The 21,570-nt window shown below is 33.9% G+C and carries 16 protein-coding genes; 6 read left to right on the top strand and 10 right to left on the bottom strand.

The window, feature by feature from the left end:
• The first annotated feature begins 17 nt into the window (after positions 1–17).
• A complete protein-coding gene (locus LKL37_RS06590) occupies positions 18–1,697 on the top strand; it encodes a S41 family peptidase (RefSeq protein WP_431609778.1) in 1,680 nt (559 codons plus the stop codon).
• Positions 1,698–1,750: 53 nt separating this feature from the next.
• Here LKL37_RS06590 and blaIND read toward each other — a convergent pair whose 3' ends face one another.
• Positions 1,751–2,482, bottom strand: a complete 732-nt coding sequence (gene blaIND / locus LKL37_RS06585) for an IND family subclass B1 metallo-beta-lactamase (RefSeq protein WP_431609777.1) — start codon at positions 2,480–2,482, stop codon at positions 1,751–1,753.
• 293 nt (positions 2,483–2,775) lie between these two features.
• Between blaIND and LKL37_RS06580 the strand changes: the two genes are divergently transcribed.
• A complete protein-coding gene (locus tag LKL37_RS06580; protein ID WP_431609776.1) occupies positions 2,776–5,205 on the top strand; it encodes a TonB-dependent receptor in 2,430 nt (809 codons plus the stop codon).
• Positions 5,206–5,262: 57 nt separating this feature from the next.
• Here LKL37_RS06580 and LKL37_RS06575 read toward each other — a convergent pair whose 3' ends face one another.
• Positions 5,263–5,916 carry a metal-dependent transcriptional regulator gene (locus LKL37_RS06575; RefSeq protein WP_431609775.1) on the bottom strand — a complete coding sequence of 218 codons (654 nt, stop codon included), beginning with the start codon at positions 5,914–5,916 and terminating at the stop codon, positions 5,263–5,265.
• A gap of 315 nt (positions 5,917–6,231) precedes the next feature.
• On the opposite strand from LKL37_RS06575, the gene LKL37_RS06570 reads away from it, so the two are divergent.
• The 3 genes from LKL37_RS06570 (at position 6,232) to LKL37_RS06560 (ending at position 10,862) form a co-directional block, all read left to right on the top strand.
• Positions 6,232–9,243: a reprolysin-like metallopeptidase gene (locus LKL37_RS06570; protein ID WP_431609774.1), complete on the top strand. Its 3,012-nt coding sequence runs from the start codon at positions 6,232–6,234 to the stop codon at positions 9,241–9,243.
• A gap of 91 nt (positions 9,244–9,334) precedes the next feature.
• A complete protein-coding gene (locus LKL37_RS06565) occupies positions 9,335–9,763 on the top strand; it encodes a hypothetical protein (RefSeq protein WP_431609773.1) in 429 nt (142 codons plus the stop codon).
• Positions 9,764–9,833: 70 nt separating this feature from the next.
• Complete coding sequence (locus LKL37_RS06560) at positions 9,834–10,862, top strand: threonine aldolase family protein (RefSeq protein ID WP_431609772.1); 1,029 nt, start codon at positions 9,834–9,836, stop codon at positions 10,860–10,862.
• A gap of 48 nt (positions 10,863–10,910) precedes the next feature.
• On the opposite strand, the gene LKL37_RS06555 is transcribed toward LKL37_RS06560, so the two are convergent.
• Positions 10,911–11,414: a hypothetical protein gene (locus LKL37_RS06555; RefSeq protein WP_431609771.1), complete on the bottom strand. Its 504-nt coding sequence runs from the start codon at positions 11,412–11,414 to the stop codon at positions 10,911–10,913.
• A gap of 159 nt (positions 11,415–11,573) precedes the next feature.
• On the opposite strand from LKL37_RS06555, the gene LKL37_RS06550 reads away from it, so the two are divergent.
• Positions 11,574–12,536 carry a hypothetical protein gene (locus tag LKL37_RS06550; protein WP_431609770.1) on the top strand — a complete coding sequence of 321 codons (963 nt, stop codon included), beginning with the start codon at positions 11,574–11,576 and terminating at the stop codon, positions 12,534–12,536.
• Between the two features lie 10 nt (positions 12,537–12,546).
• Here the strand turns inward: LKL37_RS06550 and LKL37_RS06545 are convergent, their stop codons facing one another.
• The 7 genes from LKL37_RS06545 to LKL37_RS06515 form a co-directional block, all read right to left on the bottom strand.
• Complete coding sequence (locus LKL37_RS06545) at positions 12,547–13,101, bottom strand: DUF4256 domain-containing protein (protein WP_431609769.1); 555 nt, start codon at positions 13,099–13,101, stop codon at positions 12,547–12,549.
• A gap of 134 nt (positions 13,102–13,235) precedes the next feature.
• Positions 13,236–13,631: a DoxX family protein gene (locus tag LKL37_RS06540; RefSeq protein WP_431609768.1), complete on the bottom strand. Its 396-nt coding sequence runs from the start codon at positions 13,629–13,631 to the stop codon at positions 13,236–13,238.
• A 17-nt stretch (positions 13,632–13,648) separates the two neighbouring features.
• Positions 13,649–14,227 carry a YdeI/OmpD-associated family protein gene (locus tag LKL37_RS06535; protein ID WP_431609767.1) on the bottom strand — a complete coding sequence of 193 codons (579 nt, stop codon included), beginning with the start codon at positions 14,225–14,227 and terminating at the stop codon, positions 13,649–13,651.
• A gap of 164 nt (positions 14,228–14,391) precedes the next feature.
• Entirely contained in the window at positions 14,392–14,856 is a 465-nt protein-coding gene (locus LKL37_RS06530) for an SRPBCC family protein (protein WP_431609766.1), read from the bottom strand.
• A 160-nt stretch (positions 14,857–15,016) separates the two neighbouring features.
• Entirely contained in the window at positions 15,017–15,343 is a 327-nt protein-coding gene (locus LKL37_RS06525; protein WP_431609765.1) for an ArsR/SmtB family transcription factor, read from the bottom strand.
• Positions 15,344–15,495: 152 nt separating this feature from the next.
• Positions 15,496–17,604 (bottom strand): carboxy terminal-processing peptidase, encoded by a 2,109-nt coding sequence (locus LKL37_RS06520; protein ID WP_431609764.1) that lies wholly within the window; start codon positions 17,602–17,604, stop codon positions 15,496–15,498.
• Between the two features lie 295 nt (positions 17,605–17,899).
• Complete coding sequence (locus LKL37_RS06515) at positions 17,900–21,541, bottom strand: SIR2 family NAD-dependent protein deacylase (RefSeq protein WP_431609763.1); 3,642 nt, start codon at positions 21,539–21,541, stop codon at positions 17,900–17,902.
• Positions 21,542–21,570: the final 29 nt, after the last annotated feature.

The following is a 21,570-nucleotide window of genomic DNA, read 5'->3' as shown; positions in this document are numbered from 1 at the left end:
AATTAAAATATATGAAAATGAAAAAAAATATCATTTATTTAGGACTTGCATTATTTTCAACATCAGCAATATTCAATTCCTGTGTACAGGATTACGAGTCTTCCATTAAAGAACCAACGCGATATACAAGCAATGATATAAAATCTTATGCAGATCTTTTTAAAGTATTCTGGACAGTGATGGATCAACGGTATAATTATTTTTATGAACAGAAAGAAAAAGGAGGGATGGACTGGAATGCTATATACAAAGAATATTACCCCAAATTTGCTGCTTTAAAATCTTATAATGGTATTGGAGTAAGTGATACGGATATGCTGGCAGATGCTGAAAAAGCATATGGGTATTTTACAGAAATCGTCAATCCTATTATTGACAGGCATTTTTCTGTGAAAATAAGATTACCTGTTTCAAATTCTGGTGTTGGCATTACTTATAAATTTTCTGGTGGAATGAAAGAAAAGAAATCTAATTATTATCCGTTTGATGCAAAATACGGATATATGAAAGATAGACTGAATGATGTAGAGTCTCGGACTTATACGTATTCCGACGGAAGTATGACCTATCTTATGGGAAGCTTAAAGTCTAATCCTGACATCTACTATTTTTCATACAGTAGCTTTATGCTGACAAGATCTCTTAAAATTGATCTTGCCGATAAATATGTAAGTCCTGATCCGGGAAATTCTCTGGTTCTTACACCTGCAACTATTGAAAGCAGTGCAGAGCTCAATGCAATTGCTGATATTAACAAGAGAAATGAAATTAAAAATTTCACTATAAATATATTGAACGAATGGAATTCATTTCCGAATTCAAATGAAATGAAATCCTTCAATAGTCAGATCGGAGCGTTTAAAAGTACAGAAGTTTTATCAGACTCTTTTTTAAATATAACCCAGCAGTTACTCACCAAGTCTAATAATCTTGTAAAATATAATAGCCCGGCAACTTATTCAACGGTGTTAAATAGTGAAAATCTTCCTTATATCCAATGGTTTATTGCTAAAATGAATGATCATGTAAAATGGGGGTATCGCTTAGATATCTTTCAGAATGCAGCAAACAAAATACTGACAAGTGCTCCCTTTTATAGAAAATTTCTGAATCCTTTGCATAAAGGAGAGATTAAAAAACTGATTATTGACCTAAGAGGTAACGGTGGTGGTGCAGTTGTTGATGCAAGATTTTTTACAGAACGATTGATCACTAAAAGTACAACGGCATTTTATCAAAGAACAAAAGAAGGGAACGGACAATTTAATTATACTCCGTGGGTTCCGGTACAGGTAAAACCCCATCTGCTTGGAATTCCCAAAGATATTCCTATTGTTATTTTAACGGATAAAGGAAGTTATAGTATGTCGGAAATGTCAACATTGATGCTTAAAAGTCAGGGACCTCATGCTGTCTCAATAGGAGATTACAGTGCGGGAGCTACTGCAGGTTTGGGAGGACCAGATGAATTTAACGGTGGAACCCAGGATGTCATAGCCGGTGGGATTTTAGAATTTTATATGCCATTGATGGCCACTAAAAATCTTAATGAGGAAGTCATAGAAGGGATTGGCGTGAAGCCGGATATTTATGTGACACCTCCTTCGGATGTTGAAGTTGCACAAATGAAAAATAATCCGCAAACATTTGCAGATAGAGTAATGGGGGAAGCTATAAAATATCTTTCAGGTAAATAAATGCCTTACAAAAAAAGACCTGGCAAAAGTCAGGTCTTTTCTATATTATATGATTATTTTTTGTTCAAAAGTTCCAGTGTATGCTCTACATGTCCGCCACCTTTCCATTCATCATGACCTGGAATAACAAGAGCAGCCTGTGAGTATTTGGATTTCAGCTTTGCCATTGTTTGTGGCCATTGTGCAACATTGGCTTCCCCGGTGTAGCCTAAATTCTCAGCTGTTCTGCTTTTTACAAGGCATCCTCCGTCCAATATATTGTATTTTGGAAACCATACCACTACATTGTCAACAGTATGTCCTTCACCAAGAAAGTCTACTACAAATTTTTCTCCGCCAATACGGTATGTTTTTCCCGTTTCTATAATTTCTGTAGAAGTAGCTTTTCCTTCTTTCTTTAACAGTTCATTAGTTTTGGCAGTTGCATACGTTTTGATTCCTTTATTATTGTAAAAGCTTAAATCTCCGGCTCTGTCTTCATGTGAATGGGTTGCAAATACTGCTATGACAGGAAGATTATGACGTTTTTGGATTGTATCCAATAAACTTTGATACTGCGTTTTCTGCCATGGAACATCAAATAAAACAACTCCTTTTTTGGTAACCAGATAAACTGCATTGGTAGAGTATTCTTTCCCACCGAATACTCCGAAAGTTTTATAAATATAGAAATTAGGTTTAATCTGGGGCTCAATAACAAAATCTCTTACCTGAGAAGTGGTCTGCGCATTTGCCAATGGACTTAATAACATCGAAATAATAAAAAATGGAATGCTTTTTTTCATAATTTTTTTAAGTAATAATTAAAGGTTAATATCTGTCGGAAAGACAAAACCTCTGGAAGATTTTGCAAACGTAGTTAAAAATAAATTTTCAGGTATTTCCGGAAAGAGAGTTTAACCGTTTTTTAACAGTTGGTCAATGGCTGCCTTTCAAAAAAATTCTTCATATAAGTTTTAAAGAAATTAATTTAAAATTAAATAACGCAACATTGTTGCAATAGTTGTTTTTTTACTACTTTTGATTTTTATTAATAACCATTTTCAAATTTAAAAAGCTTAATAAAAATCTTAGATATATGAAATTTAGATTGATGGTGCCGGTTGTTGTAATCTTTATTACTTCCATGGTAAATGCTCAGGAGACAGAAGTGGCTGGGAAAGTACTTTTTGAAAACGGAGGCAGTTCAAGTGCTGAAATAGTACTTAAAGGAACTTCAATAAAAACTACGGCTGATAAAAATGGAAATTATACAATCAAAAATCTCGTTGCCGGAAATTATATACTCCTGGTAAAAGCGACAGGATATGAAGACTTTGAAAAGAACATTTCCATAGAGAAAAAGACTACGCAGCTTCCAAATATCATACTCATCCGCAATAGCAACACCATTGATGAAATAGCAATAACAGGGGTTTCCAGGGAAACCTTAATTAAAGAAACACCTGTTGCCATGCTCAGTATTTCTTCTAAACAAATTGAAAAAACTGTGGCTACCAATATCATCAGTTCATTGGTGAAATCCGCTCCGGGATTAAGCGTTGTGGAAACAGGACCTAATATTTCAAAACCTTTTATCCGGGGATTAGGCTATAACCGGGTACTGACTCTTTATGATGGGATACGCCAGGAAGGCCAGCAATGGGGAGATGAGCATGGTATAGAAGTAGCTCCCTATATTGTAGAACGGGCAGAGGTTATAAAAGGGCCTGCCAGCTTGATGTTCGGTTCTGATGCTTTGGCAGGAGTGGTAAGTCTTTTTCCCTATGTGCCTTCTCAAAATGACGGTATTGTGCATGGAAAAATAACAAGTGAATATCAGGGAAATAATAGTCTTATCGGAAACGGGATGCAGTTAGGCTATAAAAAGAACTCTCTAATAGCTTCATTAAATGCTTCCTATAGAATGGCCAAAAACTACAGGAATGCTGTAGATGACAGAGTATACAATACCAATTTTGAAGAAAAAAACCTTTCTTTTCTCTTAGGACGAAAAACAAATACAAGCTTTTCAAAAATCAATTTTACATTATATGATAATCTGCAGGGAATACCTGATGGAAGCCGTGATCCGAATACCGGAAAATTTACCTATCAGATAGGAGAGGGAGACGATGATGATTTTGGGAAAAGACCTGTAGTTTCAGAGAGAAATCTTAATTCCTACACGCTTTCACTTTTACACCAAAGAATTCAGCATTACAGGTTATACGCACAGCATACTCAACAGATTGGGAAAGGAGATCTGGATGTTCAGTTGGCTTTACAGCAAAATATCCGTAGAGAATACAATCATCCCACTGTGCCCTCACAGCCCGGAATGTATGTAAGGCTTAATACGTTAAACTATGGAATACGCTATAATTTTCCTAAATTTTCATCAGTTGAAATTTCTGCGGGTATTAACGGAATGGTTCAAAACAATAAAAATAAATCAGCAACAGATTTTCCAATTCCTGATTACGACCTAAGTGAAGGAGGAATCTATACCTATATCAAATGGAAATACAAAAGATTGAATATAAGTGGTGGTGCCCGTTATGATATCCGAATGATTGGCTGGGATGATTTTTATATACAGACTAATCCGGTAACACAATTTGAAGAACATGCTGCTCAGGCATCTTCCAATACCAGGCTTGGGTTTGCTTCTTACAACAAAACGTTCGGCGGTCTGTCAGCCAGTATCGGATCGGCTTTTCAACTGACAAAACAGATTAGCCTTAAAGCCAATATTGGAAGAAGTTACAGAGCACCAAACATTACAGAGATTGGTTCGAACGGACTGGATCCCGGAGCCCACATTATTTATAAAGGAAACAGAGATTTTAATCCTGAGTTTTCATTACAGGAAGATCTGGGAATCAGTACAAGATTTAAGGACTTTTCAGCGGATGTAAGCTGGTTTAATAATAATATTCAGAATTATATTTATCTGTCATTACTTGTAGATGCACAGGGAAATCCTGTTGTCGATACACAAGGAAATAAAACCTATCAGTATCAGCAGGCTTCTGCCCAGCTTTATGGGATGGAGGCGTGGGTATCGCTGCATCCTGAGAAATGGAAAGGATTTAATTTTGAGACAAGCTTATCCGTTATTTACGGCTTCAACCGTGATAAGAAATTCAAAAATAAAGAGACTCAGGGAGAATATCTTCCTTTGATTTCTCCATTGAAACTATCTGGAAACCTATCCCAGAAAATATCTATCCCGTCAAAATTGATTTCATCAGTAACTCCCACAGCAGAAGTAGAGTTTTCGGCGGCACAGAACAGGTATATGGGATTAGATAATACAGAAACTGCAACACCGGATTATACATTATTTAATATCGGTGCATCTGTTGCAATACACTATTCTGAAAACCATTCTGCAGTTCTGCAGTTTCAGGTGAATAATGTATTTGACCGTGCTTATCAGTCACATCTCAGCCGTTTAAAATATTTAGGAAATATTTATAATATGGGAAGAAATATTTCTTTAAAATTGATCGTTCCTTTTTAGTATACTATACAAAAGGTGGCTAAATGTTATTTAACCACCTTTTGTGTATATGTAAATTTATTTTTTTACCAATATTTTCTCAGTCGCTTTTTTGCTTAGAATTTCTATTTTACCGTCAATTTCAATCGTCATTGATTTGTCAAAACTTTCAACTTTTACAACTTTTACTTTGGTATTGAGCAGCAGTTTTCTGTCAGTCAAATAAGTCAGGAAAGCATCATCAGAAAGAGTTACTGAGGCGAAAGTAACATTTTCACCAGGTTCACAATGGCTGAGCTTCTGTAAATCCTGAGAGATAATATTTCCGTCTTTATCAGGAATAGGTTCTCCATGCGGATCAAATTTAGGATAATCCAGAATTTCGTCCATTTTATCGAAAAAGATTTGAGAATGTACGTGCTCAAGCTGCTCTGCAATCTCGTGAACATTTTCCCAGCCAAAATTCATTTTTTTGACTAAAAACATTTCGGTAAGTCTGTGTTTACGAACGACCAGAGAGGCTTCACGTCTTCCGCTTTCTGTAACAATTAATGGCTTATAAGTTTCATAGATGACCCATTTTTTGTCGGCAAATTTCTTCATCATATTATTGACGCTCGGCATTTTGACATTCAAAAATTTACTGAGCTCATTAATTGTAACCTTACCTTCATTGTCAACTAAATGAAACAAAGCTTTCAGGTAATTCTCTTCTGTTAGGGTTGTTTTCAAAATGTTAGATGATTTTCACTACAAATCTAACAAAATAAAATTTAATTTGAAATATCTGTAAATTATTTTAATAAAAAAATAGAATTGTGAGTAAATTAATAATGATGGAATTTAAAATTAGTTATAAATGAGAGTGTTATATATGAGCTTGGATGTTTTTTATATTTTTATTTATTCAATTTTTAATTAATATTTTTTTTAATAATTAGAAATATTTGTAATTTTTTAAGGTATTGGTAATTAATGTGTATTTATTTTCATTTTTAAGTGATTTATTGATTAATTACTTATCTTAACTTCGTAAAAAATAGAGCAATGAAATTAAAAATTACTTTCCTTTCACTCTGTGCATCCTTTTTTATGAATGCGCAGATATTGAAACCCAGCAGTTTAAGCAGTGACGATCTTCCAGGAACAACTTTTAAACTTAATATTGATGATTTTAAAAGAACTGTAAATATCAGTAGAAAAAATTCTGAAAAAATTAGCAACCAATCTATTGTATTAACCCTTATTGATGGGACTAAAAAAGAGTTTATTCTATCTGAAAATAATCTTTTAAACAGGAAAATTGACAATATTGTCACCTTTGATGGTTATTCAAAGGACAAAAAGGATAAAATAAAACTTACCCTGGTTGGAAATGAGATCTCTGCAATGGTGAAATCCGGTACAGGATATTATATTATAGAACCTTATAAAACTAAAAAAGGAGAATATCGTATTTACAATTCCTTTGAAATGTTTGGTGAAAAATTCATGTGCGGAACTGATGAAAATGACTTTAAAGAAAGTTTGGAGGCTGTGGCCAAAGGGCTGAATGTTCAGAAGTCGGTATCAGGATTCCCTTATGGAAGCTCATTGAAAACTTTCAGAATGGCAGTGGCAACGACAGGTGAATTTACAACCGCTTTAGGAAATCAGGATGCTGCTCTTGGAGAATTGGTCGCAATGATGAACCTGATCAATCAGATATATGAATCAGAATTATCCATTTCTTTTACATTAATTGATAAAACAACCAATAAAACCCTGATTTTTACTGATGGAGCTACAGACCCTTTTACAATAGACCCATCTTTTGCTTCAGCAGCCAATTCACAATCCGGGTTTGACATTATGAATACCAACGGAACGCTGCCCTATGCAGATTATGATATTGGTCATACCTTTAATATTATGCCGGGAGCGGGAGGAAGTGCTCAGGGGCAGGCGGGACCTCGTCCGTGTACTGCATCTCTTAAAGCGAGAGCCTGGAGCCAATGGACGCTCTCTATGCCAAAATCTTTGTCTGCCAACCTGATCGTTCATGAAATGGGGCATCAGTTTGGAGCAGGGCATACTTATAATGCGATTGGGGGAACGCCTTCAAGTCCTACATTCTGTACTTCAGGATGGAATTCTGCCGCAGCTACAGAGCCAGGTTCAGGATCTACTATTATGGCTTATAAAAACAACTGTACCACTCCTAATGATCAAACCAATACGGGAAATAACGGTTTGAATTATTTCCATGCTAAAAGTATTGATCAGATTTTAAATACTCTTGCAGTGTCTTCTACCTGCTATACTTCTGTGGCAGTAAATAATACGCCACCATCTGCTAACCCGGGGAATACGGCTATAAGCATTCCAAAAAATACACCTTTTAAGTTAAAAGGGATCGCAAGTGATGCCGAAGATACCAACCTTTCTTATACCTGGGATCAGGTAGACGTTGCTACCGCTAATGATAAAGGAGCTTTTGGAAGTACTATTAACGGAAGTGGTGGATATTCTGCAGTCAACAGTACTACAGCGCCATTGTTCAGATCTGAGCAGAGTACAACGACTACAGAACGATATTTCCCAAAAATGAAATTTGTTCTGAATAACCAGAATAATCCTCCTGTGAATGAAGCAGAGGCACTTCCTTTGGTAGCAAGAACCATGAAAATGAGATTTACTGTAAGAGATAACAGTGTGATTTCAGGCGGGGCTGATTCTGATCAGGTTACAGTGACCGTAACTGATCAGGGACCTTTAGCGGTGACCTATCCTAATTCAAATGTGACAGTGAATGCTGAAACCAATATCAATGTAACATGGGATGTAAACCAGACCAATGTTCTGAAGAATACAGTTAATGTTCTTCTTTCTACGGATGGAGGAGATACTTTCCCTTATGTACTTGCTTCCAATGTTCCTAATAATGGGACAGCAGCGGTAACTTTGCCATATGTTCCTTATACGACTAAAGCAAGAATTAAAGTTACGGCAGTAATCAATGATTATGCAGAGTTTTTTGATGTTTCCGATACTAATTTTATTATCAGTTCCAACTGTAATGCTTTCCAAACCATTATGGTAGACAATCCGAAAGTGGTAACAGCAATACAGGGAAGTGCACAGGCTAACCTTAATCTGGTACCACAAACCCCATCTAATGATACATATAATTCTAAAACATTGACTTTCGATGCTGCGAATATGACAGCCAATAGCTGGTATATATTTAATCAGGCACAAACAGCTCCTTATCTGCTTAATGCAAGCTCAAGTATGCTGACTTTAAAATTCAAAGCAACAGAAACAGGAAGCTATACATTAAGTTATCCTTCTCCAAGTGGTGTAGCTATTACTTTATATAAAGGAACTCAGACAGGAACAGCTAATTTCCTGACTTCAAATGCTGTGTATTCAGGAACAGGAACCAGCTTTACTTATTACAGAACATTCACTGTAACTTTAGAAAAGGGCGTGGAGTACTTCATGACTTCAAGAAATCTGAGCAGTACTCCTGCAGGATCAAGTGTTGTGGTTAGCATTAATGGACCTGGACAATTCTATGATACTGTAAGTCTACCTGCAGGCGTTAGTTTTACTTATGCAGCTATTAATACAACAACCAATACAATCATTGCTACAAGTTCAACAGGTAACTTTACGACTTTACCTGTAGGAACATATACGGTACAGGGTATTTCGTTTACAGGAGCAGAAAGTGCTTTACTTAATAAGACTATTGCGGAACTTAATCAGGCAAAAGTTTGTTATCAATTAAGCAGAAACAATATTACTTTAAATATTACTTCTGTATTAAGTACCAAAGAGCTTTCTAAAAAGCCAATTGGTTTGGTCCCGAATCCGGTAAAAGATTTTCTTCAGGTATACAGTGATGAGAAAATCACTCATTATGAAATTTATGATGCATCGGGAAGATTAATGGAGAGTAATACGATGAATAATTCAGCTATTAACTTCACTAAGTTTAAAACCGGTGTTTATATGTTAAAATTATTGAATAATAAAAAACTGATTCATCAGTCAAAAGTTATTAAGAAATAATCGATACTATATATTTAAAGGGAGCTATATCATTATAGCTCCTTTTTTGTATAGAATTTGTATGAGTATCTATAAAATACTATTTAAGAAGATGAAAAACATTATACTATTTCTGCTTTTTATATTGTTTTGTAATGTAGCGGGACAATCCCGAAGCTTTACATTTGATTTTAATCCTAAAAAATTTATAAAAGAAAATAAATTGAATAAGGGAGGAACAAAAGAGGTTATTTTTAATTTATATGATATCAATGGTAAGGAAACAAAATATATAACGACAGACAGAACATCCGAAGCATTGAGAAAAAATGAAATATACAGTTTTAAAGGGAGATCTGAAGATGGTACAAAGCTTATTACTTTGACTATTGCTTCCGGTAATTTAACAGGAGCTTATATGGAGAATGGAATCTCTTATTTTATTGAGCCACTGGAAAAAAAATGTAAAAAGAAATATAAGGTATATATCAATTCAGGAAAAGATTTACAGGTCGGGCAGCCTAATGATGCTATTAAATAAATGCACTATTTGCTGATATTGTATTGAGTTATCTGTTTCATAAGAACGATTTTCTTTTTACATTTACTCTATGAAATTTTCATTCAAAAATGATTATTCTGAAGGATGCCACCCAAATATCTTACAGGCTCTTTTACAGCATAATCTCGAACAGCAGGCCGGATATGGAGAAGATGAGTATTCATTAAGCGCTAAAACATTAATTAAAGAAAAAATCAACAACCCGGATTCGGAAGTCTTTTTAGTTTCAGGAGGAACGCAGGCTAACTTAATTGTTATTTCTGCGATCTTAAAACCTTATCAGTGTGTGATTTCTGCCGCTCCCGGACATATTCTGAATAATGAGACCGGAGCTATTGAAGCTACAGGTCATAAAATACTGAGCATTGAAACAGCAGACGGCAAAATAAGACCATCGGACATTATCCCAATTTTAGAAGGACATAGTAATGTACCGCATCAGGTAATGCCTAAAATGGTGTATATTTCCAATTCTACAGAGCTGGGAACAGTCTATCAGGCGAAAGAACTGGAAGAGCTTTCAGCATTTTGTAAACAAAATAAACTGTATCTGTTTATGGATGGAGCAAGATTGGGACACGGCTTAACAGCAGAAATCAGTGATCTTACCCTGGAAAAAGTAGCGGCTCTGACCGATATTTTTTATCTTGGAGGAACCAAAAACGGAGCTTTAATAGGTGAGGCAATCGTGATTAATAATCCTGTTCTTCAGGAGGATTTTGCTTTTAATATCAAACAGAAAGGAGCATTGCTGGCAAAAGGAAGACTGTTGGGAATTCAGTTTATGGAACTGATGAAAGATGATTTGTATTTTGATCTTGCAAGACATGCCAATCAGCAGGCAATGAAAATTAAGAATGCACTGCAGAAAAAAGGAGCTGCATTTCTCTCAGATACTTACACCAACCAGATTTTTCCTATTTTAAGTAATGATCTTATTAAGGTTTTGTCGGAAAATTTTGATTTTTTTGTATGGAAAAAGATTGATGAAGATTCTTCAGCCATTCGTCTTATTACTTCTTGGAGTACGGGAGATGAAGCTGTGAATCGTTTTATTGAAATTATTGAACAGAATTAGCATAAAAAAACAGCCTTGAAAAAAGGCTGTTTTTGTTTTTATGATGAATTATTTTTTCAAAGCTTCGCTAACAACTTTACAATCTGCAGGGTTGAGTTTCTGTCCGTCTTTATAGCTTACTTTTTTATCGTCAGCATATTTGGACTGCCCGTCTTCATCTTTATGATCTCCAATACCTTCTGTCAAAGCATTGTCTTTCTGCAGGAAGTAGATATCTCTTTTGCTTTTTTTACCTTCAGAACTGAATTCGTAAGTCAGTTTCAGGGTGTCTCCGGATTTGAAACCGGTTACATCTCCTTTTGAGCTGTCTTTTTCGCTGTTTTTATAAGATAATTTTCCGGTGATTGTTCCTAGGTTGTCATCAATAGAAGCAAAAACACTGTCTTTTCCTGTTACTCCAATATAACAGAAAGATTTTGGTCCAAGAGTATCAATTACAGGTTCTTGCACAGCAATGGTGTCTGCTTCTACTTTGGGAGCCGGAGTTTCAGTTTTCTTATTACAGTTGATTAAAAAAGCTGATACAGCACCCAATAAGATTAATTTTTTCATATCCTTAATTGTTAAAATCAAATTTTTACCTTTCAAAAATAACAATACTATTTATATATTAAAGAATATTGTTGATAAATAAGAATAATTTTCAACGGTCTTAAAAATGATAAATGTTTTTAGGCACGAAAAATGATTTACCTTTTAAAATTGATTTTAATGAAAAAGATTACTAAAGTGCTGGGATTGGGATTATTTATTTTAGGTTTACAATTTGCAACAGCACAGGCTCCTCAAAATTACATTTATACTTCGTCGGGAGACCTACACGAAATTGAAAAGATGATCACGAGGGAAGATATTAGCGGAGTCCAGATTGTCTACAACTGGAGGACTTTGGAAAAATCAAAAGATGTGTATGATTTTTCTGTCATTGAGAAAGACCTGAGTTATCTTACGAGCCTTAATAAAAAACTATTTATTCAGCTTCAGGACAGATTCTTTGAGCCACAGGCAAGATATATTCCTGATTATGTTTTGAATGATAAAGAATATACAGGTGGGCTGGTTCCTCAATATGATAATCCGGGTGAAAATAAACCTGTTGGAAGCGGGTGGGCTACCCAGCAATGGAATCCAGCTGTCCGAATGAGATTTCAAAAGCTGATAGGAGAACTGGCAAAGAAATTTGACGGAAAAATTCAGGGAATTAATCTTCCGGAAACTGCTATAGATATTGACATGAAAAAGGATAAAACAGGATTCAGTTGTGATCGTTATTTTGAAGCAGAATTGGAAAATCTAAAGTTTACGAGAAGTGCTTTTCATGATTCTTACGTATTGCAATATGTGAATTTCTTTCCGTGTGAATGGGATAATGACCATCAATATATGTCCAGACTGTTTGATTTCGCTTATAAAAATAATATAGGATTGGGCGGACCTGATATTGTTCCGAATAAAAAAGGACAAATGAAAAATTCTTATCCTTTTTTCAATCAATATAAAGGAAAGCTTCCTTTGGTCGCAATGGCGGTTCAGGAGCCGACCCTTACGTATAAAAATCCTAAAACTAAAAAACCTTTTACCAAAGAAGAATTTACAGAATACGCTGAAAATTACCTTGGCGTGAAAATCATATTCTGGAGCGTGGAATCTCCCTGGTTGAGAGATTCCAAATAATAATTCTCCTTTATATTTTTAATACTCCTCTGAAACCTCTCGCTGCATAATAAGAATCTGCGCCATTGTGGTAAGTAAATACGGTATTGTATCGTCTGTCGCAGAAAATAGCGCCTCCCAATTCACGAATTTGCTGAGGTGTCTTGATCCAGCTTGAGGTTTTCTGATCAAATTTTCCCAGTTCCTGAAGATGGCGGTATTGTTCCTCTGTCAAAAGTTCAATACCCATTTCAGAAGCGGTATCAATAACATTGCTTTCGGGTTTATTGGCTTTTCTGGAATCCCAGGCCTGATAATCATAGCATAGGCTTCGACGTTTTGGGCTTTCCGGAGAACAATCGAAAAATGAATATTCATCTGTTTTTTTATTATAATCTACGACATCGGGTTCGCCTTCTGTAGTTTCCATTTCATGTAAAGACCAGAGTTTTTCAGGGCTGGCTTCCAATTTTTGCTGGATTTTTTCCCATTTCAGATCTTTATGACGGGACATATTTTTTTCAAAACGGACTTTTAGTGTTTTTAAAAGCTCGTTGGTTTGTTCCTGAGTAAGCTTCTTTTTCATGTCAAATTTTGTTTTGTAGTTTGTTGTGCTGTATTGTTGGAAATCGCAAGACGCAAGTTTTGCTGATGAGGTTTTGTTTAAGGCGCGGAGATTTTATCTTAGATAAAATTTCTGACTTTTGATATTAAAAATTATTAATCAATAATAATGATTTTTCTGTCGGCAGGTCTGAAATACCAGGAAATAAGAACCAGCACGAATAATAATACTGCCGGAAAAGTTCTTCCTGCTGTGTCTCCAACGATCAGATGGGAAATTACAGCTCCTGACATGACAAAGAAAAATCCTGCATACGCCCATTCTTTCAACAGCAGGCGCTTAGGAATTAAGATAGCAATAACGCCCAGAATTTTCCATACTCCGATGATGGTCATCAGATAAGAAGGGTAGCCAAGATTGGTAAAGTTGAGCAATTCATCTTTACTTTTCATGAGTTGTACAATAGCGGTGGAAACCATTCCCAGCGCCATCCAAAGGGTAAATATCCAATAGATGATCTTTGTTCTTTTTTGTGATGGTTGTGTGTTCATGATGAGGTTTTTTATGGTTAATCGTTTAATCCTATTCCGTCCATGATTTGTGGAATGCATTTTTCGATCCGTGCTTCACGGGTTTTGGACTGTTTTGCAGAGGAAAAGTGGAGTAGGTAGGCTCTTTGTCTTCCTGGAGTTAATGCTTTGAAAGCTTCTTTTAATGCAGGATCCTGATCCAGTTTACTTTGAAACTCTTCTGCCATTTCAAACTCTTTTGTTTTCTTCATTTCAACTTTAGCTCCTGATTCTTCAATTTCAACAGCTTCAAACATATAAGCCTGAAGAATTTTCTCCAAATCATTGATTTGCTCTATATCCGTAAAACGAATCTGTCTTGCTGCCTGAACATTTTTTGACTGCTGAATCAGAATGTGATCAGGATCTTTCATCAAAGCTCCTTTAAAGAAGAGAAGCGCACAATATTCTTTAAAACCGTGGATCAGGAAAATATTTTTTCCTTCATAAGTATAACAGGGACAGCCCCATTTTAAATCTTCTACAAGCTCAGTGCTTAGGGCAATGGTTCTCAGCTTTTCAAATTCTTTTTTCCATTGCTTGGCGTCGTTAAAGAAAAAATTAACTTTTGGATTCATGTGTTTTAATGTTTAATATTCAAGGTTCAAGGTTGGTTTTCCTTTCACTAATAACTGACGATTCACTTGCAAAGCAAAATTCACTATTGACATTGATATTCATAATTTGAACCTCACTGCCATTGTCTCTTATCTCTTATCTCTTATCTATCACCTATTATCTGCTACCTGCTACCTAATAATTCCTGCAAACGGTTATGCGCCATATTAATACCCTGTGCGAAAGGCATTTTCAGATGCTGGTCTCTGATGTCTGCAGATTTATAAATGGTTTGAATGGTAATTTTACTCGTTGTATCTGTCAATTTCTCAAATTCTAAAAACTCAATCTGAGCCGGAAATGGAGTGTTTTCCATCTGGAAGGTTCTTATAATTTTCTCATTCTGAACAATATCATGAATGGTTCCATTGGCACTGAAAACCACATCGCCCTGCGGGTTTGAAGTTTCGAAACGGTAACTTCCATGCTGTCTGTTTTCGAATTTGGTTACTTTCGTTCCCATCCATTGCTCGAAAAATTCAGCTTCTGTATAGGCTTTGAAAAGGAGTTCTACAGGAAGATCAAATTCTCTGATAATGAAGATTTCCTGTTTTCCGTCTTCGGCCTGGATTTTTGTTTTAAGTTCCATATTTTGAGTTTTGTTGAGTGGGAGGGTTTTAGAGTAGGAGAGTTAAGGTTCGGGATGCGAGATCCGGGTTTTTGTGTTTACGAGTTTCTAGTTATTTTAAATTGCAATTCATTTATCCAATTCATCTCGAAACTCAATACCCCGAAACACGTATTTCGCCTCACGCTTCTCTTTTCTGATACGCTTTCATCACACTTTCCAGTTTGTTGAATTTTTCGTCCCACATTTGGCGGAAAGGTTCTATAAAATCGGCTATTTCTTTCATTTTATTGGGATTTAGGTGATAGATAACTTCTCTGCCGTTTTGTTCAGATCTCAGCAGTTCACATTCTGTAAGGATCTGGAGATGCTTTGAAACGGTAGGTCTTGCCGTATCAAAATTGGAGGCAATGGCTCCAGCTGTCATCGACTGTGCTGCTACCAACATCAATATAGATCGTCTTGTAGGATCTGCTATCGCCTGAAATACATCTCTTCTTAAATTCATCGTGTAGTTATTTGACTACAAATATATGTGTAGTTATTTAGCTACACAAATATTTTATAAGAAATTTTTGATTTTAATAAAGAAAAGCTCAAAAATGTAGGAAAATACACTTTTGAGCTTTATAAATTTAAATTTTGAATAAAGAAGTATGCTTATGATCTTACTTCCAGATCTTCAACGATATGTATGGCTTCCTGCAGATAGAGATCTTTTTTCAGGTTTTTAACCCATACTTCAGATTTATTTTTGAAGGCTGCATCAATTTTCTCTCTTTCAATATCCTTCGGATATAGGGTGAATTGAAGTCCGCTTTCTAATGTTTTTAAAACTTTGAATTTATCATCCTCAGTTTTTCTCTGCTTCATCAGATCGCTGTATTTTTGCATGCTCAGAGGTACTGTTTTTTGTTTACCCAGATTTTCTCTCCATTGGGCATATTCAAGTAACAATTTATAATTATCGTTTTTAGAAATTCTTTCTTCACTTACTTTCTGCAAAGCCTGAATATTGAGAAAGTTTCGTTTGTTGAAGCTTGTTCCCGGTATTTTATCCCAGGCTAATGCATAGTCATCATATTTTTCACCTATATCCGCATAAGAAAAAACATCTTTCATCTGGATATCTGAGCTTACCCCTTTTCTCTGGGTAGACTCTCCGGTGATTCTATAATATTTCTGAATGGTTAGTTTTATGGAACCAAAGTCTTCCTGAGTATTGAGAAACCTGTTCAAATCTACAAATACCTGCACGGTTCCTTTTCCATACGAAACAGGTGATCCCATGATAACAGCTCTTCCATAATCCTGCATTACTCCGGCTAAAATTTCTGCCGCAGAAGCGGATAATTCATTCTGTAGAATCACAAGTGGGCCGTTCCATATGGGAGCTTCATTTTTATTTTTTAAAGTGGTAATCTTTCCATTTCCATCCTTCACCTGCACATAAGGACCTGCATCCATGAAAAGCCCCATAATATCTCCAACTTCCGTTAATGAGCCTCCGGAGTTATCTCTAAGATCAAGAACAATTCCCTGGATATTTTGCTCCTTAAGTTTGATGATTTCTTTTTTAATATCATCAGATGCATTTCTGCCGTCTTTATCCTCAAAATCAGCATTGAATTTTGGTAAATTGATCAGTCCGTATTTTTTATCGGATGCATTTACGATTATACTTTTAGCAAAAGTATCTTCAATCGATATTTCTTCGCGAATCATTGTCACATCCTGAATAGTTCCGTCTTTTTTCTGTACCGTTAAAGTAATGGGAGTTCCTTTTTCACCCCTGATTAATTTTATGGCTTCGCTGGAAAGCATATCCACAACATTTACAGGATCAGTATCGGGGGTAGATTTTATTTTTAAAATTTTATCACCCTCCGTCAGTTGCTTGGTCTTCCATGCCGGAGCTCCAATGGATAGTGTGCCGATAAAGAGGTTTCCTTTTTTTTCCTGGATTACGGCTCCTATTCCGATTATTTTTCCTGTGAAGTCCGTATCAAAATCTTTCTTTCCCTGCGGTGAATAATAGTTGGTATGTGGATCAAAAATATGAGTATAGGCATTCATATATACGGTAAACCAATCCATTTTTTGTCTTTTCTTGAACCGGATAAATTTATCTTCCAGAAGATCTTTAACATTTTCTGTTGCTTTTTTTACCTTTTCATCTTGGGTCAGTACTTCAGGCTTACTGCTGTTTTCTTTGTTATCCTCCTTCTTTTTTTCTTCGCTTTTCCTGTTCATGGATTCTATTTCCTGCAGAATATTGTATTTCACATATTTCCTCCATTCATTATACTGCTGCTGCTTGTTGGCAGGCGCATTTTTCAGTTTGGGTTCCAAAGTCAGGATTTCATCTTCTTCCAGATTGATCGGTTTGCTGAAAATATCCTTGGTCATTTTATCAATTTCATCAATCCTTTGATACAATTTATCGACTGTCAGTTTATAAAAAGTCAAATCTCCGGTATTCAGATAGTCATCCAGCTTGGTTTCGTATTTACGAAACTCATCCATATCGGATTGCAGGAAATATATTTTTGTAGGATCTATTGATTCAAAATACTGCTTATACACTTCTTTTGAATACGCATCATTAATAGGTTTTGGGCTGTAATGCAGATAAGACAAAATATTCTTTGTATTGACCATGATGATCTGCATCTTTTCTTCTTCATTGATGGGAGGACGAAAACCGAACACACAAAATGTAAGCGGAAGAAGAAGTAAAAAACGAATGGTTTTAAAATTTTTCAACATATATATGATTGTGCTTTTAATTGAAAACTATACTTGTTTTGTTGTTATTAATGAATCTATTTTCAATTTTTTGATTAAAAATAGTAGTAAACAAGAGCTTTCAATGTGCTTTTATAAAAATCATGTGAATGTATGAAAAATATTGATAATAAGTAGTTGTAGAGTAGGATTTTAAGATAAGTTTATGGTTTGTATTCTTTAAGTTTATAATTTTAATTATGACTGGCATAAAAATACATCCTCTTTCAACAAATAATAGAAAAGAGGATGTAAAATTAATAAAGTGATTTTTAATTTACCATCTATTTCTAATATCTGCAAATTCTTCTTTATTTTCCGCTATTGCTTTCCAATCATTTATTATTTGAGGTATGCTTAAATTGTCTTCAAGGTTTTTCTTATATATACTACTTGCTAATTTGATTGATTTTTGTTTTAATAATAAAAAATCATCAATACTTATTTTATCATCAATTGAAAGATGTAAAACATATTGCAAAGAATCATATAACTCTTCTTTAACAGAGTTTGAAACTATATTGCTATGATTGATAAAATCATCAAAAATATCAAAAATATCTCCTAATAAATCTAGCATTTTCCATTGCAGAGGCACCGATAAAATATCTATTAGACGATTTATGAAAAAAATATCATTTACATATGAACTACAATGGACTGCTAGTATTACGGAATTTAATGCATCTAATAAAATTCTTCTATTATTTGATCTTAAACCTTTTTTAAGATCTGATAAATAATTTTCGTAATCATTGTAAAAATTAAATACAACTTTTATCCTTAAAACGGGAATGTTATTAGACTCTAATTCTTCAGATATAATTTTTATTTTATGAATAGTATCATTATTGAGATCATCCTTATAAAAACCTAAAACTCTAGAAATTATATCAGGTAATTTATTAAATCTACTCACAAATTCTTCATATATACTACCACCAAATCCCTCATCTTTATATTTTTCATCGAGAAGATAAAACTTATCTAATTTCCACCACGTTTCACATTTAGCTAAAATATTTTCTAATTCTTCAATACTCCAAACAACACCATTATCATTATTTATTGTTTTTGAACCATAATAAAGCTCTTCAAAATATCTATCATTTCCTCTTGACATTCCAATTCCTTTTTCTGTTCTTTGTTGTTGAATATTAAAGTTAGCATCATTGATGTATTTTTTAAATCTTCCTTCTGCATTTCTATTCTTTGGTTGAGGCCAATTGATGAAAGCAAAATGATAATAAACTGTATTTTTTGGAAACCCAAATGTTTCATCTGTTTGGCTCCAAATTGTATTAAATAATTTTTGAGATTGGGTTTTGTTTAATTGTTTACAATTGTATAAAAATATCAATCGTTTCATAGCATTTTCTCTAATACCTTTTTCTCCTTTAATTTTTTCAATTAAATCTTCAAAAATTTCTTTTTTAAGTTTTATTTCATATTTTATCTCAGATTTATTAATGAAGTCAAATGGTTCTTGCAGAGTATATGAAATAGCCAAATCTGAATCTATTATAGGAAATTTCAACAAAATTTCCATTGTTTTATTCAATAAATTCTTACTGCTCGAATTAATTAAATTACTTAATAATTTATCTGTTTTTGGTAAATCTAATTCTTTAATATATAAGTCCAAACATAGTTTATAGATGTCTAATTTTAACGAATCATTACATTTTGTACAAAGCCTTGAAAGTAAATAAGGTACTTTACGAATGAATACTTTCGCAATTGGATTTGACTGTTCTGGTAAAAGCTCATAAAATTTTCTGATATATTCTTCGGTATATAAATCTATTATGGACGATGATAACTTAAGTAGTTGTATACGATCAAAAACTGTATCAACAATTTTTTCATCTCTGCATCGATTTACTATTGCAATTCCCCATTGTGGTGAAACTAGCTTAATTCTTTCTAAAGCTCCATTAATTGTTTTGTCACTTAAATTTAAACGAGATAAGCTTAATGGGATGGCTAATTCTTCAATAAAACGTAAGAAAGTATATGCTGTTATAAAGTCTTGTGACGATCTTCCAAGAGTAAATGAACGTGTAACTGTACCTATTTCAAAATCGTTATTATTGGAAACGTTGTTTTTTTGAAAATATGGTTTTTGTAACATTAGATCAAAATACTTTTGTTCTCCCCATGGATCACATTTGTATTGTAGTACATCATTCCAACGTTCTTTATAATCATTATTATTGATTTCACCTTTTTCAAACTGAAAGTTTCCTTGCAGTATGTTTATTAAAAACATTGTATATGATTCCAATGATACCCATGTATAATCATCTTCTTGTAGTGATAAATGAAGTTTCTTCCTGATTTCCAGAAGACTTGTATTTAAAAGCTTTAGAGCTACCTTTATTTGGTCAAATTCACCTAATAACATTGCGCGTTTGATATTCCAAAATATAGAAATATTATTTTGCGACCACTCATCTAATATCCTTCTAACTTCATTAATATTCAGTTTAAACAGAGCTCTCTGTATCTGCTCGTAATAGAAAAATGATAATTGATCAGATGACAATTGATTTTTAATTGAATTAAGTGTATTGTATGTTTTATCCCATTCCTGATCAAAATTTTCTTCTCTATAAAATCTTAATAATGATAAGGATATTTGTTTCCAGAAGTGTTGATATTTACCTTTGTCATTTTGATTCAATTTTTTTTCTAGAATATTTATCTCTCTATTTTCAGATATATTTTCAGGAAATAGATTGTACTTATCTAATATTTTTTGAAAACAAGATGCCATATCGTTATAAATTGGAAATAAGCATTTTTCTAATCTCCAGTTTAATTCATAGATATACTCTAAGTCGTCAAATTCTTTAAGGTTCTTAAAAACATAAATACTTACACTATGCATTTCAGTAAACATCCATAATTTCTCTCGTTGTGCTTGAGGCAATATGAACCAGTTTGGATATTTTTCTCTACAGTTACGCCATTCTTGAATTAAAGGTTTAAAATCTACTTCTTCATGTAAACTCTTGTATGTTTTTAAATCTTCTGATAGAGGCCAACCTAAATTATCCCGTCTAAATTTTTGATTTTCTAAGTATTCAATAAATATTTCTATTCCTTTCTTGTGATCTCCATTTACAATTGATGAACCTGATAGATCAACAGGTATTATATTTTTGCTATTTAATAGTGCTTTTTGTGATTCTGGTAGATTTAAAACTCCCACTAAATAAATTTTGGAAGTGTTATTTTTTCCCATATTATCATTAATCCATCCTATCCATTGTTGGAAATTTGGATCATCACCAGAAAATCCCAACAGGCACATAGTATTTTCTAATAAAGACTGCTTTACAGTATTGACAAAAGGAGCTTGTTTATTGGGGTAGTTTCTATAATCTTCTTCAGTTATTATAAATGGTTTTTCTGAAGGTAAACTACCATGTAATTTAACTATCCTTGGCTTACTAGAATGGCTTAAATCATTTTTATTAATAACAACATTATATCTTCTTGATGTAATATCTTTAGAGCTCCTTTCTAGAAGTGTATCATAATTAGTAGTAAATACATCTGTCCAAGGTAGCTCCATTATTTTTCTATGTAATTCGGATGGTTCATACTCCTCATCCGCAATTTTTTTTGTAATAAACTGTTCTAATGATGGTCTACCAAATGTGACTTCAAATTCTTCAGCAAGTTTTAACAAACTTGTATACTTTATATCTTCTGGTTTTTTTGCGTAAAGCTTTTCATAAAAAGTATCACCTAATTCCGACCAATTTGGAGGCTTCTTTGTTGGATATAATGTATTAAGTGCATTTTTGCTAAAACCGGCACCAATCATAATAGAGGCATGCCCAGACCATAATCGTTCAGCTATTTCAGCAAAATATATTTGGATATTAGGAGATAATTTTTCAATCATACTTTTCTTAGTATTAAAGTTTTTCCTCT

Origin of the sequence: Chryseobacterium sp. 'Rf worker isolate 10', assembly GCF_050753305.1 — a bacterium.
GTDB lineage: Bacteria > Bacteroidota > Bacteroidia > Flavobacteriales > Weeksellaceae > Chryseobacterium.
Note: the sequence above shows the minus strand (reverse complement) of the source record. Positions and strands in the feature narration are given on the sequence as shown.

Excerpts from the sequence above, each read along its gene's own strand:
- LKL37_RS06590 (WP_431609778.1), top strand. The coding sequence starts at position 18 with ATGAAAAAAAATATCATTTATTTAGGACTTGCATTATTTTCAACATCA.
- blaIND (WP_431609777.1), bottom strand. The coding sequence starts at position 2,482 with ATGAAAAAAAGCATTCCATTTTTTATTATTTCGATGTTATTAAGTCCA.
- LKL37_RS06580 (WP_431609776.1), top strand. The coding sequence starts at position 2,776 with ATGAAATTTAGATTGATGGTGCCGGTTGTTGTAATCTTTATTACTTCC.
- LKL37_RS06570 (WP_431609774.1), top strand. The coding sequence starts at position 6,232 with ATGAAATTAAAAATTACTTTCCTTTCACTCTGTGCATCCTTTTTTATG.
- LKL37_RS06565 (WP_431609773.1), top strand. The coding sequence starts at position 9,335 with ATGAAAAACATTATACTATTTCTGCTTTTTATATTGTTTTGTAATGTA.
- LKL37_RS06560 (WP_431609772.1), top strand. The coding sequence starts at position 9,834 with ATGAAATTTTCATTCAAAAATGATTATTCTGAAGGATGCCACCCAAAT.
- LKL37_RS06555 (WP_431609771.1), bottom strand. The coding sequence starts at position 11,414 with ATGAAAAAATTAATCTTATTGGGTGCTGTATCAGCTTTTTTAATCAAC.
- LKL37_RS06550 (WP_431609770.1), top strand. The coding sequence starts at position 11,574 with ATGAAAAAGATTACTAAAGTGCTGGGATTGGGATTATTTATTTTAGGT.
- LKL37_RS06545 (WP_431609769.1), bottom strand. The coding sequence starts at position 13,101 with ATGAAAAAGAAGCTTACTCAGGAACAAACCAACGAGCTTTTAAAAACA.
- LKL37_RS06540 (WP_431609768.1), bottom strand. The coding sequence starts at position 13,631 with ATGAACACACAACCATCACAAAAAAGAACAAAGATCATCTATTGGATA.
- LKL37_RS06535 (WP_431609767.1), bottom strand. The coding sequence starts at position 14,227 with ATGAATCCAAAAGTTAATTTTTTCTTTAACGACGCCAAGCAATGGAAA.
- LKL37_RS06530 (WP_431609766.1), bottom strand. The coding sequence starts at position 14,856 with ATGGAACTTAAAACAAAAATCCAGGCCGAAGACGGAAAACAGGAAATC.
- LKL37_RS06525 (WP_431609765.1), bottom strand. The coding sequence starts at position 15,343 with ATGAATTTAAGAAGAGATGTATTTCAGGCGATAGCAGATCCTACAAGA.
- LKL37_RS06520 (WP_431609764.1), bottom strand. The coding sequence starts at position 17,604 with ATGTTGAAAAATTTTAAAACCATTCGTTTTTTACTTCTTCTTCCGCTT.
- LKL37_RS06515 (WP_431609763.1), bottom strand. The coding sequence starts at position 21,541 with ATGATTGAAAAATTATCTCCTAATATCCAAATATATTTTGCTGAAATA.